Source organism: Mycobacterium syngnathidarum (assembly GCF_001942625.1).
Taxonomy (GTDB): domain Bacteria; phylum Actinomycetota; class Actinomycetes; order Mycobacteriales; family Mycobacteriaceae; genus Mycobacterium; species Mycobacterium syngnathidarum.
Map to the genome: position 1 here is coordinate 1 of NZ_MLCL01000053.1, position 1,509 is coordinate 1,509.

The following is a 1,509-nucleotide window of genomic DNA, read 5'->3' on the forward strand; positions in this document are numbered from 1 at the left end:
GCAATGCCGCGCAGTTAGGGGTGTCGGTCGGTTGTCAACCGTCGAGGATTTCGATGGTGATGGCGGTGGTGTGGTTGGTGCGGTCGATGGCACCTTTGGCGCGGTGCTTGGAGATGGCTCTTTTGACCACTCGGGGGCATGAGCGTGATCGACGTGCTGGTAGGTGGTGGTGCAGCGCGAGGGCGCCGATGCCACCGATGAGGTCGACGCTGGTTTCGGCGATCGCTGCGGCGGCCTGGACGACCTGGTCGCGGGCTGCGTGCAACGCCACGGTGAGGCTGAGTCGGTCGGGGTGGACGTCGGGTCGGGTCAGGCTCGCGTCGGCCAGCGCAGTCCGCAGGGCCTGGTAGGTGATCAGTAGGGCGTAGACCTCCTGGGTGACCCCGGCCGGGGTGGCTGCGCGTAGCACGCGGCCGCCCAGGATGGTTGATTTCACTTCCAGGTAGCTGGTTTCGATTTCCCATCGCTGGTGGTACAGGCTGACTAGTTCGGTTGCCGGGTAACGCCTTTCGTCGGTCAGTGTGGTGACAAGGCGGTAGTGACCGGTTCGGGTGGCCCCGGTGTCCGCGCGCACGCTGATGCGGGCATCGACGACGCGCACGGTGACCGTGCCCATCCGGGCCAGCCAGCTGCGGTCGCTTAGCCGTTTGATCGGCGGCAGGGCCCGAGTGTCTCGGCAGCGGATGAGTAGGTCGGCTTCAGCTGCGGTGATCTGCTCGACCAACGCGGTGGCCGCGAAGTTGCGGTCGGCCAGCAGCAGCATTCCGGGCTTCAGGCATCGCAGTAGTGTTGGTGCGTAACTGGTTTCGCCGACCCGGTAGGGGCCGAACACAGCGTCGACGACGGTGCGGGTGCCACAGGCCACCACGGTGAGCAATCGCAGCATCGGATAGCCCGATGCTGCGTCGGGCCGGCCGGTCTGGCGTCCGAACGCTGCGGCGTTGGCCGCGCTGTTGGCCACGAACAGCGAGGTGCCGTCGATGGCGCAGACCAGCAGGCCGTGCCAGCGTGGCGCGCCAGCCGCCGGCCCGCGGACCAGGGTGAACAATTCGCGCAGGGGCGCGACTCCCACGCGTCGCAGGGCTTGGGACAACGCCGAGGATCCCGGCCTGGCCACGTCGGCCGGGTCAAGTCCGGCGACGAGGCGCGCCCAGACCTGCTGATAGCCGATCTCGGCGAATAGCGCTGCGGCCAAGAGCAGATAGACCACGACGCGCGAGGGCAGCACCCGCACCCGCCGCTGGGTCGTGCGCGTGGCCTCCAACGCGGCATCGACGAGATCGGGGGACACGATCCGGGTCAACTCGCCCAGATGACCAGGCGCGAACGGACCCTTGTTCACCGATGCGCAGGCACCGATGGCAGACTGAACGGACAGCGGAACTCCCAGGTGAGATGGTGTCTTTGGTCGGACAATCCATCGATACCGGGAGTTCCGCTGTCCTATCCGTATCTCACCCGGCGTGTCACAATTGCCACACCAGTCACATCCCTAACTGCGCGGCATTG

1 protein-coding gene is annotated in these 1,509 nt (G+C 66.9%); it reads right to left on the reverse strand.

The window, feature by feature from the left end; genetic code table 11:
* Positions 1–34: 34 nt before the first annotated feature.
* Positions 35–1,342, reverse strand: a complete 1,308-nt coding sequence (locus BKG60_RS14420) for an IS4 family transposase (RefSeq protein ID WP_120764921.1) — start codon at positions 1,340–1,342, stop codon at positions 35–37.
* Positions 1,343–1,509 lie beyond the last annotated feature (167 nt).